12 protein-coding genes are annotated in these 13,525 nt (G+C 56.6%); 11 read left to right on the top strand and 1 reads right to left on the bottom strand.

Going from position 1 to position 13,525, the window contains the following annotated elements; all coding sequences use genetic code 11:
* The first annotated feature begins 236 nt into the window (after positions 1–236).
* From B3H65_RS01140 to B3H65_RS01090, 11 genes are all read left to right on the top strand, one after another.
* Complete coding sequence (locus B3H65_RS01140) at positions 237–602, top strand: desulfoferrodoxin family protein (RefSeq protein ID WP_286683796.1); 366 nt, start codon at positions 237–239, stop codon at positions 600–602.
* A 110-nt stretch (positions 603–712) separates the two neighbouring features.
* Positions 713–2,704 (top strand): hypothetical protein, encoded by a 1,992-nt coding sequence (locus B3H65_RS01135; protein WP_286683795.1) that lies wholly within the window; start codon positions 713–715, stop codon positions 2,702–2,704.
* A 59-nt stretch (positions 2,705–2,763) separates the two neighbouring features.
* On the top strand, positions 2,764–3,288 hold the full coding sequence (gene ruvC / locus B3H65_RS01130) for a crossover junction endodeoxyribonuclease RuvC (protein WP_009141605.1): 525 nt from the start codon (positions 2,764–2,766) through the stop codon (positions 3,286–3,288).
* Positions 3,285–3,902 (top strand): Holliday junction branch migration protein RuvA, encoded by a 618-nt coding sequence (ruvA, locus tag B3H65_RS01125; RefSeq protein WP_286683794.1) that lies wholly within the window; start codon positions 3,285–3,287, stop codon positions 3,900–3,902. Before ruvC ends, ruvA begins: the two co-directional genes overlap by 4 nt.
* A complete protein-coding gene (ruvB, locus tag B3H65_RS01120) occupies positions 3,902–4,996 on the top strand; it encodes a Holliday junction branch migration DNA helicase RuvB (protein WP_040362749.1) in 1,095 nt (364 codons plus the stop codon). Before ruvA ends, ruvB begins: the two co-directional genes overlap by 1 nt.
* A gap of 51 nt (positions 4,997–5,047) precedes the next feature.
* A complete protein-coding gene (locus B3H65_RS01115; protein WP_117680189.1) occupies positions 5,048–6,715 on the top strand; it encodes a formate--tetrahydrofolate ligase in 1,668 nt (555 codons plus the stop codon).
* Between the two features lie 158 nt (positions 6,716–6,873).
* Positions 6,874–7,725, top strand: a complete 852-nt coding sequence (gene folD, locus B3H65_RS01110; protein ID WP_286683793.1) for a bifunctional methylenetetrahydrofolate dehydrogenase/methenyltetrahydrofolate cyclohydrolase FolD — start codon at positions 6,874–6,876, stop codon at positions 7,723–7,725.
* A 236-nt stretch (positions 7,726–7,961) separates the two neighbouring features.
* The gene (locus B3H65_RS01105) at positions 7,962–8,189 is read left to right on the top strand and encodes a cold-shock protein (RefSeq protein ID WP_040362770.1); all 228 of its coding nucleotides are present in this window, start codon (positions 7,962–7,964) and stop codon (positions 8,187–8,189) included.
* A 150-nt stretch (positions 8,190–8,339) separates the two neighbouring features.
* Positions 8,340–9,989: a C69 family dipeptidase gene (locus B3H65_RS01100; RefSeq protein WP_286683792.1), complete on the top strand. Its 1,650-nt coding sequence runs from the start codon at positions 8,340–8,342 to the stop codon at positions 9,987–9,989.
* Positions 9,990–10,118: 129 nt separating this feature from the next.
* Entirely contained in the window at positions 10,119–10,562 is a 444-nt protein-coding gene (locus B3H65_RS01095; RefSeq protein WP_286683791.1) for a hypothetical protein, read from the top strand.
* A gap of 6 nt (positions 10,563–10,568) precedes the next feature.
* A complete protein-coding gene (locus tag B3H65_RS01090; protein ID WP_286683790.1) occupies positions 10,569–12,344 on the top strand; it encodes an ABC1 kinase family protein in 1,776 nt (591 codons plus the stop codon).
* Here the strand turns inward: B3H65_RS01090 and B3H65_RS01085 are convergent.
* A complete protein-coding gene (locus tag B3H65_RS01085; protein ID WP_286683789.1) occupies positions 12,334–13,524 on the bottom strand; it encodes an ABC transporter ATP-binding protein in 1,191 nt (396 codons plus the stop codon). The genes B3H65_RS01090 and B3H65_RS01085 overlap by 11 nt on opposite strands.
* Between the last annotated feature and the right edge of the window lies 1 nt (position 13,525).

Here is a 13,525-nt window from a genome sequence, read left to right as displayed (position 1 = left end):
CAGGGCGCCGCTGACCGGTGGACGGCACTTTCACGTCGGTGCGGAGCGGGGCCCTCGGGGCCCGCTTTTTTCTTTTCCGGTGCGCGTTGTCTTCTTTATTTACCATCTCAAAAGTCTTGATGCGGTGGCTCATAAGTGACCAATATGTTGGGATGCGGTGATTGATGATTGGCTACTTCTCAACTGGGCATAATAATTTCGTTGGTTATTAGCCCTAATTAGTTAAGGAGATTCCTATGGCTCAATTTTTTAAGGCTGACGATACTTCTAATTTCGTGATTGCGATTACTGATAACGCTGTTGTCCCTACTGGTTATTCTCTTGTAGAGGCAAATTCGGTTGATGCTGCGGTTGAGAAGCATGTTCCTTCTATCGATCTGCAGCGTGACGGTCATATTATTCATGTCACTGTTGGCGAAGTTGAGCACCCGATGACTGATGAGCACTTTATTGAATGGGTTGCGCTTGAGGCTGATGATCGCCTCGAAGTTCATTACCTTAAGCCGGGGCAGACGCCCGCTACCTTCTTTGCCGGTGGCGTTAAGTCGGGCACGGTTTATGCTTACTGCAATCTTCACGGTTTGTGGAAAGCGACGTTTTAATTCTTAGTGTTTACTAGCCGCCCGAAAGGGCGGCTATTTTTGTATCGAGCGCTTTGACGTTTTAAAATGGTGCTTAATTTCCACTGTGTACCTATCTTGAGGTGACAACTTTGAAAATCGCAATTGCTCAATTTGATGTTCGGCTAGGCGATATTGAGTCTATCTGCTCCAGAATCAAGGAGCAATCGCGTCTCGCAATCACTCATGATGCTAAGCTTCTCTGCGTTCCCGCTCCGTTGTTTTGCGGTGTTGCTCCTGGCTTGCTTATTGATAACCGCAATTTTGAGCACGATGTTATGCGGAGCTTGTTGGAACTTGCCTCTTGTTTCTCAGGGGATGAACTGACTATTCTCGTCCCTTTTGTTGTATCTATTGACGGGGCACCTCTTTTCGACGTGATATTGTTGAAAGAGGGCCGCGTAATTCCCAGCAGGCTCTTTTCTATGCATCAGCGTGAAGGCTCCGCTCTCGACATCTGGGCTCCTCCGATTTTTGAAGTTGGCGGATTACGGGTTGCTGTTTCCTTTGACGCTCAAAGAGATCTTCCTTTACTGCCTCAGGGCTGCGATGTCCTTGTCTATTTCCAGGCTAGTTCGTTTAACCAAGATGATTGCTCTACTGCGGGAGTTTCTGGGCTTATTGAGGGTTCGCTCTGCAAGGCGGTGCGGGATCGTGGTATATGGCTTGCAGCGGTGTGTCCCGTCGGTTCTTTTGATGAATCCGTTTATACCGGCGGCTCCTATTTCTTAGATGAATCTGCTCGGCTCATTAGCGCGGCTCCTTCATTTGAAGAGGCGCTTCTTATCCAAGACGTTGTGCGAGGTACTCTGCTACCCGAGGTCGCCATTTCTGATGACTTTAGATTTAATAAGGAAGAGTGGCTTTGGAATGCTTTGCAGATCTATTTGCGCGACTCGCTTTCTTCTTACGGTTCTCGTCGAGTTGTAGTCGAGTTGGATGGGAGCCTCGCTTCCAGCCTGCTCGCTGTGCTTGCAGTCGATTCAATTGGATCTCGTAACGTGATTGGCCTTCTTGTCGAAAGAGATGATGCGATTGCTCCCGAACAGGTTGAGAAGGAATCTTTGCGACGTCGCCTGGTTAGAGATTTGTCGGCTAGTCTTCATATTCGGTTAGTAACGCGTTCGGCAGGCTTTCTTACCGAGAGCTTTGATAGGGATCGGTCTTATCCAAATGCCGCTCGTAGCGAGAACCTTGCGGTCTCGGTTATTCTTGAGGATCTGGCTGATGAGTATGGTGCGGTTATTTTGAGTCCTTTGACCAAGACCGACTATTCGCTGCCGGGTAAGCGTGTTGATAGATATCGATTTGCTTCGCTAGCTCCTTTTGGCGACGTGTTTCTTACGGATCTTGAATTTGTTGCTCGATATAGAAATAGGGTGTCCGAAGTCTTGCCTTCGTCGCTCGTTTCGCTCTCTGAAGTTGAAGCTGCCATGTCTCGGGTTCTGTACGACGCGATACACGGGCGAGTTGAGGACAGGGATAGGGCTGCGCATGCCGCGGAGATTTTCTACAAGCTTGATGCTTCTCAAGTCGATGACGTTTTAAGGGCTGCCGTCGACCAAGGCAGGGTGTTTGAAGATATTGGTCTTGCTCGTTCGGACGAGGACGCCGTCGCCTTGTTGCTGCTGATGATGAGAGCAGGGGAGGTCGATAGAAGGCGGATGGCTCCCTATCCGATAGTGTCGTCCAGGTCGTTTAGCGAGCGAGCATGGCCTTCGCAGCTTGCTTGGTCCGATATGGGGCGCGATGGTCAGGAATCTCTATCGGCAGATGGTTTTGCGCTCGATGAAATTCATAGGTTCGAGAAGAAGGGCGAGCAATTCGGGCGTAGGATGCGCGAGGAGATCGCTGGGCTTATCGGAGGGATGCTTGGCATCAGCCCGGAGCAACTTCGTTCGATGATGGAAGGCGGCCAAGAAGGGCAGCGAGCATACGCGGATGACCTTGATACGGCGGTTCAAGGCATGCCGGGGCAAATTGGGAACCACGCATCGAAAGGTTCCGAGCAAGCGCATCTGGAGGGGATTCCGACTCCCCGAGGAATGCACCCGTCTGATTTCCCGTTCTTCTCAATAAATTAGGACGATTGTTTGCGAACCCATGATATAGTAGAACAAACGTTCGAATTGGAAGGTAGCGAATGATTGTTCTAGGAATAGATCCGGGGCTCGCTAATACGGGATGGGGGATTATAGAGGAGCGATCAGGCCAAGTGAGGTGCCGGGCCTACGGGTGCATCAAGACGTCCGCGGGTAGCGACTTGGCCGTTCGCTTGCGTCATATCGCCGATGACGTGAATGCCGTCGTCGAGCGCTACCATCCTGAAGAAGCTGCCATCGAGGGCGTATACTTTGGCGCAAATGTGCGGTCGGCTATACCGACTGCGCATGCGCGCGGGGCTGCCTTGGTCGCCTGCTCATTATGCGGAGTCGAAGTTGGAGAATACACTCCCATGCAGATTAAGCAGGCAGTGGTTGGTACGGGCGCTGCGGATAAGGCACAAGTTGCCTATATGGTTCGAACGCTGCTTCACTTGGACCATGATCCAAGGCCGGACCATGCGGCGGATGCCCTAGCGTGCGCGATCTGCCACACGCATCTTCGGCGTACCGCTCAGTTGAGCAAAGGCTCCTACATGATTGAGAGAGGGAACGGTTACTCATGATTTCGCAACTTCGAGGAATATTGCTTGAGGCAACCGCGGCCGCCGTTGTGCTCGATGTGTCTGGAGTGGGATTTGAGCTGGGGGTGTCGGGCGCTACGGCGGCGATGCTACCCCAAATTGGTAAAGAGTGCAGGCTATATACCAGAATGCAAGTTCGAGAGGATGCGATGACGCTCTTTGGTTTTGCCACTAAAGAGGAAAGGGCCATGTTTGATCGCCTGGTTTCCATTACAGGCGTTGGACCTCGTCTTGCTTTAGCGGTTTTGAGTAAATATAGCGTGTCGCAACTGTACTCAATTGTTATGGCAGAGGACGAGAAGAGTATGTCGAGCGTGTCCGGGGTGGGAAAAAAGACGGCACAGCGCCTCATTCTCGAACTCAAAAGCGTCTTTGCGAAGGACAAGGGATTCGTACCCTCCGACGCGCCCGCGTCCCTTCCGTTTGGCGCCGTTGCAACGCCTTCGGACACCTCGCTCGATGACGCGCGTGCCGCCCTTCTGTCCATGGGCTTCAGCCCGCAAGAAGCCGAGCTTGCGCTTGAGGGTTTTGATGGCTCTATGAGAGTGGAAGACTTGCTTGCGGGCGCCCTTAAGCGATTGGGGATGGATGCATGATGTGGGAAGCTGATGAGTCTCAGGATCTTTGGGCGGATACGCAAGCGGTTCACAACGCTTCGGGACGACCGAGTGGCGGGTCGATGCGAGAGGCTGGTAGATTTGTCACGGGCGACCTGACGTCCGACGACCTTGATGTCGAGCGAACTCTTCGTCCGCAGATGCTTGACGACTATTGTGGTCAAGACCATATCAAAGAAAGCTTGAGAATACTGATCGCCGCGGCTCAAAGTCGTGGCGAGAGCCTCGATCATGTTATCTTTTCGGGCCCTCCCGGTCTGGGCAAGACTACCCTTGCCGCCGTGGTAGCCAATGAGCTGGGTGCGCAGATCAAAACAACCTCGGGTCCGGCTATTGAAAGGACTGGAGATTTGGCGGCGATTCTGACAAATCTCCAGCCCGGCGACGTCTTGTTTATAGATGAGATCCATCGGCTCAACCGTTCGGTCGAAGAAGTGTTGTATCCAGCAATGGAGGACTTCGCTCTCGATATTGTCATTGGCAAAGGTCCCGCAGCGCGCTCTATTCGACTTGATATCCCGCGTTTCACGCTGGTCGGCGCGACCACGCGCTCCGGCATGCTGACCGGTCCTTTACGCGATAGGTTTGGTATCTCTTTCCGCTTGGACTACTACTCCATCGATGATTTGGCTCAGATTGTTTCTCGATCGGCTTCGATCCTCGGGGTTCTCATAGATTTGCCCTCGGCTAAGGAGATTGCTTCCAGATCGCGCGGTACTCCTCGCCTCGCCAATCGCCTGCTTAAGCGCGTAAGAGATTACGCCCAGGTCAGGGGAACGGGCGCAATCACGCTTGATATTACACGCGAAGCGCTTGAATTCTTTGAGATTGACGAGCTTGGGCTGGATTGGATGGATATTCGTATCCTTGAGACCCTGTGTAAGACCTTTAGGGGCAGGGCGGTTGGTTTGACAACGCTTGCGAGCGCGATAGGAGAGGACCCGTCAACGTTGGAAGATGTGTACGAGCCCTATCTTTTGCAGCGCGGCCTTATCGTAAGGACGCCTCAAGGTCGCGTGGCCACCTTGGCCGCGTTTGAGCATCTACATGTGGAACCACCCTCCCATATCTAGCAATTCGGGGTATCCTGTAAGAATCCGTTTTCATTAGCAGAAGGGAACGACATGTTGACCGATATCGAGATCGCACATTCCGTCAAGCCCCTCCCCATCAGCGAGGTGGCAGCTTCCGCCGGGGTGGACCAATCTCATTTGATCCCCTACGGCTTCGATAAGGCGAAGGTCGATTATTCCCTTCTGAACGAGGAGAGCGACCATAAGGCAAAGCTCGTTCTGGTCACTGCGATCAATCCCACTCCCGCGGGCGAGGGCAAGACCACCACGACTATCGGTCTGGCAGATGCACTACGTCGTCGTGGCGTGAAGAGCGCCGTGGCCCTTCGCGAGCCCTCGCTTGGCCCCGTGTTTGGCGTTAAGGGCGGCGCCGCTGGCGGCGGCTGGGCCCAGGTTGTCCCAATGGAGGACATCAACCTGCACTTCACCGGTGATTTCCATGCAATCGGCGCGGCTAATAATTTGCTTGCGGCAATGTTGGACAACCACATCCAGCAGGGCAACGAGCTTGGTATCGATGTTAAGCGCATTACGTGGAAGCGTGCCGTCGATATGAACGATCGCCAGTTGCGCCACGTGATCGATGGCATCGGCGGTAAGGCACAGGGCGTTCCGCGCGAGGACGGATTCGATATCACGGTCGCCTCCGAGGTCATGGCGATTCTTTGCCTCTCAACGTCCATCTCTGATCTTAAAACCCGTTTGGGCGAGATCGTGGTTGGCTATACGTATGCGGGCGAGCCCGTTCGCGCTTCGCAGCTTAAGGCTGCAGGCGCGATGGCCGCTCTGCTTAAGGACGCCTTGAAGCCCAATCTCGTCCAAACATTGGAGCATACCCCGGCGTTTGTGCATGGCGGCCCGTTCGCCAACATCGCACATGGATGCAACTCTGTCATGGCGACGCGTATGGCCATGCGCTTTGGCGACATCGCGATTACCGAGGCGGGTTTTGGCGCGGACCTTGGAGCCGAGAAATTCCTGGATATCAAGTGCCGCATGACGGGTATTCAGCCTGATGCCGTAGTGGTCGTTGCAACCGCGCGCGCCCTCAAGTACAACGGCGGAGTCGCTAAGGCGGATCTAAACAATGAGAACCTTGAAGCGCTCAAGGCGGGCCTGCCCAACCTGCTGCGCCACGTCGACAACATCCAGTCGGTGTTCGGCCTGCCCTGCGTGGTCGCTATCAACCGCTTCCCTTCCGATACGGAGGCGGAGCTTGACCTGATCGCGTCTGAGTGCGAGAAGCTCGGCGTTAACGTAAAGCTCTCCGAGGTGTGGGCAAAGGGCGGCGAGGGCGCACTTGAGTTGGCTGACGAGGTGATGCGCTTGGTCGATGAGCCGAGCGAGCTCCGTTTTGCCTATGAAGATGGTGCGGATATCGCTGACGCCCTCGAGTCGATTGCAACTAAGGTGTATCGTGCCGACGGTGTCGATTTCACGCCGGCGGCAAAGCGTCAGCTTGCAGAGCTTCGAGCCAACGGGTTCGGCAATCTTCCCGTCTGCGTTGCCAAGACGCAGTATTCGTTCTCCGACAATGCCTCGATGCTTGGCGCACCCGAGAACTTCCGCATCACCGTGCGCGAGCTGAAGGTTTCTGCTGGCGCGCACTTTGTTGTCGCGCTTACCGGTAGCGTCCTTACCATGCCCGGTCTTCCCAAGGTCCCGGCGGCTGAGGGCATTGATGTTGACGACGACGGCGTGATCACGGGCTTGTTCTAAGACGCCGTTGCCGGTCATCCTTCGTGCAGGGCACGGAGTTGAAGAGCGACTATAGCGGAGCGTTCGGGTAACCTGGACGGCTTCCAAAGCGAGACGGGCGTGAGGTGACTCCGCCCGTCTTTATACGTATACGATACGCTGCTGTAAGGAGCATAATCATGGCCACCGTTATTGATGGAAAGGGGCTTGCCGCCAAGATGCGTGCGGAGGCCGCCAAGGATGTTGCGACGCTTAAGCGCGCGGGGGTGAATCCCGGCCTTGCCGTGGTTCTCGTCGGCGACGATCAAGCCTCTGCGACCTACGTGCGCTCGAAGCTTCGCGATTGCGAGGAGTGCGGTATCTCATCCTTTGACTACAAACTCCCCGCGGATGCATCGCAAGATGAGATTTTGCAGCTTGTTCGTAACCTCAATGACGACTCTAAGATCGCGGGCATCTTGGTTCAGATGCCCTTGCCGTCGCACTTGGATGCGGAGGAGATTATCGAGGCCATATCGCCCTTGAAAGATGTTGACGGATTTCATCCAACGAGTTTGGGCAGGCTGGTAAGGGGGTTGTCCGGCCTTCGTCCCTGCACGCCTGCCGGCATCATGGCGATGCTGGACGAGTACAACATAGAGTTGGCGGGCAAGAACGCGGTGATTGTTGGGCGCTCTTCAATTGTTGGAAAACCCATGGCACATATGCTGCTCGAGCGTGACGCGACGATTTCCGTAGCACATTCGCATACGCGAAACCTGGACGAAATCTGCCGTTCCGCTGATATCCTGGTAGTGGCTTGCGGCATCGCCAGGCTTGTCAAGGGCGACTGGGTTCGTCCCGGCGCAACCGTTATCGACGTGGGCATGGATAGGGATGAGGACGGTAGGTTGTGCGGCGACGTTGACTACGACGAGGTCTTTAACGTGGCGGGCGCCATCACCCCTGTCCCGGGAGGCGTGGGGCCCATGACCAGGGCCATGCTTATGAGCAACGTGGTGACCGCCGCTCGCATGCAGGCCGAGGCATAGCCGCGTTGTTTCGACCCTGTTTCCATTACTCGTTTTTGATGAGGAGTCAGCGACTTTTCTGCAGGTCGAACGCGTAAGTCAATTATCAGACTATGATTGTCGGCAATGTGGCAGAACGCTTTGTCGCAATGGAGTATGATATGAGCCAGCACACGGCGATTAGTCGTGTGCTTGTTTTTTCAAGCGCCTTTGCGCGCCGTCGGCTCGTCGAGGGGCAGATAGAAAGGGTTAGCAGCATGGCAACCGGTACACTTAAGAAATCGTTCTTCCGCGAGAAGGGCTACGGCTTCATCACTCCCGATGACGCTCCGGCGGATTCCAAGTCCGATATCTTCGTTCACTTCAGCGCCATCCAGATGGACGGCTTCAAGTCCCTTGATGAGGGCGATCGCGTCGAGTTCGAGGTTGGCCCCGGCAAGAAGCCCGGCGAGACTCAGGCAATCAACGTTCGCAAGATTAGCTAGTCTTAGCGTCGAGCAACGTATATAGCGCGGATGTGACAGGGGCGCCCAATCAACGTTGGGCGTCCCTGTTTTTGTTACCTCATGTCCCCCTAAGGCGCTACACTTGGCTCGGGGCCGTGTTGGCTCCATTCGATAGATTTAGGAGGAATCATGGCGTGCACCACAATCCTTGTAGGAAAAGATGCGAGCTATGACGGTTCTACAATCGTCGCTCGCAATGAGGACTCTCCGGGTGGGCAGTTTGAGCCCAAGCGCATGCAGGTGGTCCTGCCCAAAGATCAGCCTCGCGTCTATACCAGCGTGGAATCGCACCTCACCATCGATCTTCCCGAGGAGCCCATGCGCTACACGTCGGTTCCAGATGCCATAGAGGGCCACGGCGTTTGGGCGGCAGCGGGATTCAACGAGCTCAACGTTGGCATGAGCGCTACCGAGACCATCACCAGCAACGAACGCGTTCTGGGCGCCGACCCTTTGGTTGTGTATACCCCCGCTAGCGGTGTCGAGGGCGAAGAGGGCTACGTTCCCGCCTGTCCGGGCGGTTTAGGTGAGGAGGACTTTGTTACCCTGGTCCTGCCATACATCAGGTCGGCTCGCGAGGGGGTCGAGCGTCTGGGCGCCCTGCTCGAGAAATACGGCACCTATGAGATGAACGGCATCGCGTTTTCCGACGTTGATGAGATTTGGTGGCTCGAGACCGTTGGGGGGCACCACTGGATCGCAAAGCGCGTGCCCGACGACATGTACGTCACCATGCCCAACCAGCTGGGTATCGACTGGTTCGATCTTGGCGACGCGGAGGGCGAGCAGCTTGAGCATATGGCGAGCCCTGATTTGCGCGCATGGATGGCCGATAACCACCTCGACCTCACGCTCCGCGGCGAGTACGCGTTCTTCTCTGAGGACGAGTACGAGTTGATCGAGGATGAGGACGATGACTACATCGAGGATTTGGACGAGGACCTGGATGATGATGGCGTGGACGGGGACGATCTAGAGGATGTCTTTGTTCTGGACGCCGGCCGCTTCGAGGATATCTTCAACCCTCGTGAGGCGTTTGGATCCCGTTCAGATAGCGACCATGTCTACAATACGCCTCGCGCATGGTACATGCAGCGCTTCTTGAATCCACATGACGTGTGGGAGGGTCCCTTTGCGGACTACACGCCCGAGTCCGATGACATCCCGTGGGCGCGCGTTCCCGAGCGCAAGGTGACCATCGAGGACGTGAAGTACGTCCTTTCCGCCCATTACCAAGGGACCCCTTACGATCCATATGGAAAGCACGGCACTCCCGAGACGCGCTCGCTGTACCGGCCCATTGGCATCAACAGAAACGGCCAGCTTGCGGTTCTGCAGGTGCGCCCGTATATGGACGAGGACCATCGCGCTATTCAGTGGATGGCGTTTGGGTCGAATCCGTTCAACGCCCTTGTTCCCTTCTATGCGAACGTCGACACCCTTCCGGAGTATCTGTGCAACACCGCGGCGACGGTCACGACGGATAGTTTCTACTGGTCGAATCGCCTGATTGCGGCGCTCGCAGACGCGAGGTTCCGCGATAACGCGGCTCATATCGAGCGCTATCAGGAAAAGGTGGGAGCTCGCGGGCATCAGATGCTTCGCGAAACGGACCGCGCGGTTGCGGACGCGTCGGGCGAGGAGCTTGTGCGCGCGCTGGAGCAGGCGAACGATCGGATGGCGCGCTTCCTGCGCGAGCAGACGGACGCGCTGCTGGGTAAAGTGCTTCACACGACGAGCCTGTCGATGAGAAACGGCTTTGCCATGTCTGACAATTAACGCAAACGGCACGCGGTTCCCATGGGGCGCCGCGTGCATTTTTGTTTGCATCGAAGCGGCGAGGGGTACAAGACACAGCATGGTACGCCCCGGCCGCACCGCGGCTGGGCGAGGGTCAAGGAGGACATCATGGCAACTACATTCGAAGAGCTTGTCAACGGTATGGTCAACATCGGTTTCGGCGTTGCCGCAACCGCCGCAGAGAAGGGCCGTGAGGTTCTCGAGGATTTAAACGCCAAGGGCGAGGAGGTTCGTCATGACCCCTCGACTCCGGATTTCGCCCGTTCCATGTCTGACGTTTTCGAGAGCGCGGGCGGTATGTTCACCGATGCAACGGAGCGTTTGGGTGCCAAGGGCGAGACGGCGGCGGAGCGCGTTTTGGATGAGCTGATCCTCGCACGCGTCCGCTACCTTAACGAGGTCGAGCGCTCGGCGTTCTTAGCGCACGTGCAAGATCTGGTTCGTGCGGTCGAGAGCGAGACCGTTCATATTCCGGTTGAGTCCGTGGATAAGGACGCCGAAGGTGATGCCGGCGCGGAAACCGAGACCGTCGAGCAGGGGGAGGGCGAGTAGGGACCGTTGACCGAGAGAGAGACCAAATACGAGGCGCCGCAGGGCGAAGGCCGCGACCGGCAGCCTGCCGGTCAGGCATCCACTGCGGAGCGGTCCGTCAGCGACTCAGTCTTTCATCGTCATGAGCGTGCGGTGGACGAGGTTCCCGACCAGCCGGCCGTCATCGCTCCGGGCGAGAAGTACCAGTTGTCGTCCGCCGGCAGGCGCTGGCGAATCGGCGAGATATTCAAGCTTCTCCGAAAATATGAGGTGTGGAACGACATTACGCCGGTCCGCTTGCGCTGCCTGCTTGAAGAGCTGGGCCCCATGTTTGTCAAGATGGGGCAGATTCTGGCGAATCGCTCCGAGATATTGCCCCAGCGTTTTTGCGATGAGTTGCGCAAGCTTCGCACCGATGTGGACCCGGTGCCCTATACAATCGTTCGTGATTGCCTGCATGCCGAATATCGCAGGCCCCTGTCCGAGGTTTTCTCTTGGATTGACGAGGAGCCTTTGGGAAGCGCTTCTCTGGCGCAGGTGCACCGCGCGCGGCTGGTGACGGGCGAAGACGTCGCCGTCAAGGTCCAGCGCCCCGGCGCGCAGCAGGTTATGGCGCAAGACATCGACATCATGCGCTCCATTGTGCGGCTCGCGTCTCATTTTGTTCAAACGGACCAATTCGTCGACTTGCATGATGTGGTCGAGGAGCTTTGGGAGTCGTTCCGCGAAGAGACCAATTTCATCATGGAGGCTCGCAACCTCGATGACTTTTACGAGTTTCACTTGGGAACCAAGGGCATCTCCTGCCCTCGTCCCTATATGAAGCTATGCACCGAGCACGTTGTGGTTATGGATTACGTGGATGGCGTCTCCATTAGCGACCCAGACGCTTTGACCGATGCCGGCTATAGCCTTAAGCAGCTGGGTTCTCGTATTGTGGAGGACTATTCGACGCAGGTTTTGGACGATGGATTCTTTCATGCTGACCCTCACGCCGGCAATATCATCGTGAAGGACGGCGTGGTGTACTTCATCGACCTCGGCATGGTCGGTCGCATGTCCAATCACGATCGTCTGATTGTAAAGGACATTATCTACTCGGTCGCCGAGGGCGATGTTCCCAAGCTTAAGGACTCGCTGCTGCGCTTTGCGGTGTCCCGCGGAGATTCGGGGGCGCTTGACCACGCCGCGTTTCTGAATGATCTCGATTACATCGTCGCCGATTTCGCCGGTCTTGATTTGAAGGATCTGGATATCGGTGAGTTTCTAACATCCCTGGTTAATCTAGCGCGCAAGAACGACGTCGAGCTGCCCAGCGTGGTGACCATGTTCGCCAGGGGCATGGTGACGCTAGAGGGGCTTCTTAGCGAGTACATGCCGCATGTGAACATGATCCAAATCATTCGCAGCCACATTGCGAACGAGAAGAGCACCTATAAACGGCTCGAAGATGGTGCCCGCGAGCTTTCCACAGAGAGCTTGCGGGCTGCAAAGGGGACGCTTGAGGCGGCTGAGCACATAGGCCTGGCGACGCGCATGCTGACCCGCGGCCAGCTAAAGGTCAACACCCAGATTATGGGGTCCGAAGAGGTGCTTCGCCATGTTGGCGGCATTGTCGACCGCATGTCCATGTCGATTGTCATCGCCGGATTGTTCATTGGCTCCTCGGTGGTGTACTACGCCAAAATCGAGCCGGTTATCTTTGGCATTCCGGTTATCGGCTTTCTGGGATATGCGAGTGCTTTGATTCTTGCGCTGGGGTTGGGACGAGAGATCTGGCGCAACGGCCACGCTAGAAAGTAGGGGCGTGCCCATAGGGCTCCTGACTGTTGAAAAACTCCGTCGTGGATGCATATACGGGCAGGTTGCGGGCTTTCGCGTGCTCTAGCAGATCTCGGTTGCGCCTGTTGATGGTTCCCGTATCTTCGAGGCTCCATATGAGCGCGCGGCAGCCCTCGAGCACCGCCTTCGCATCTATGATGGCGCGCTCTTCAATGGGCTCGAATGCCGGCGTGTCGATAACTTGCGCTGCAAGGGCCCTTGCGAGCGACCAATCTATATCTCCCCGATGCAGGACCCCTGCGGCAAATGGCACGTCGCGGCGCTGAAGCTCTCGCATGTCCTCGACTCCGGAGCCCCCGCCCGCGACGATGAACACCCGAGCATTGCCGCGGGGGCGCTCCATTTCGAAGCTGCCAAATGCTGGATTGAACGACGAAGGGTCGATGCCGTAGAGGTTTGCCATATGTTCTTGGGTGAAGGCTTCGCGCGCGGAGCCTTGAAAGGCGATGCCTCCGCGGGCGACGGCGATGATGTGGTCCGCGGCTTTTTGGGCGAGAGCGAGCTCGTGCAGCGATGCGATGATGCAGATGCCGCGCGTGCGTGCGAGCCTGCGCAGCATCTGCAGGATTTCCAGCTGCGATGAGACGTCGAGATAAGACGTCGGCTCGTCCAAAATGAGAACGCGGGGCTCTTGGCAGATGGCGCGTGCGATCAACGCGCGCTGCCGCTGCCCGTCGCTAAGGGTTGCGAAATCCCGTTCGGAGATATCTTCAATATGGCAGAGCGCAAGCGCCTCTTGGACCGCATCGCGGTCGGCGTGCGTGAGGGAGCCAAAGCGCCCGGTGTGGGGGAAGCGCCCCGCCTCCACCACATCACGGCATGTGAGCAATTCCGGAGAGGGGCGAGAGGTGTCATGGACGGCGAGCGTGCGGGCGAGGTCGCGTTCGCGTAGGGAGGCGAGCTTTGCCCCCTCGACGATGACGGTGCCCGCAAGGGGGCGCAGGCGGCCGCAGAGCGATTTGAGTATGGTTGATTTGCCGGATCCGTTGGGGCCTATAAGTGCGGTGAGGGTGCCTGCGGTAAGGTCGATCTCGACACCCTGTACGATAGGGGCGGTGTAGCCTGCGGATAGGTTGCGGGCGGCAAGGGGGGCCGCCGGTTCTTGACGGTGACGGGTGGAACCGTTGATTTGCGCATTCATG

It is taken from the genome of Collinsella sp. UBA1693, assembly GCF_002320115.1.
Lineage (GTDB): Bacteria > Actinomycetota > Coriobacteriia > Coriobacteriales > Coriobacteriaceae > Collinsella > Collinsella tanakaei.
Note: the sequence above shows the minus strand (reverse complement) of the source record. Positions and strands in the feature narration are given on the sequence as shown.